Annotated in this window: 1 protein-coding gene; it reads left to right on the forward strand. The window is 49.2% G+C overall.

The window, feature by feature from the left end; all coding sequences use genetic code 11:
* On the forward strand, positions 1 to 260 hold a 260-nt coding region (locus tag CD128_RS11950; RefSeq protein WP_231917338.1), incomplete at both ends, for a hypothetical protein.

Here is a 260-nt window from a genome sequence, read left to right on the forward strand (position 1 = left end):
CAGCAAGCGCGAGCACGTCAGACAGTGAGTCAACATCAACGAGTGAAAGTGACTCAGAGTCAGCAAGCGCAAGCACATCAGACAGTGATTCAGCATCAACAAGCGAAAGTGATTCAGACTCAGCAAGTGCAAGCACATCAGATAGTGAGTCAGCATCAACGAGTGAAAGTGATTCAGACTCAGCAAGCGCGAGCACGTCAGACAGTGAGTCAACATCAACGAGTGAAAGTGACTCAGAGTCAGCAAGCGCAAGCACATCA

Source organism: Staphylococcus croceilyticus (assembly GCF_002902575.1).
Taxonomy (GTDB): Bacteria; Bacillota; Bacilli; order Staphylococcales; family Staphylococcaceae; genus Staphylococcus; species Staphylococcus croceilyticus.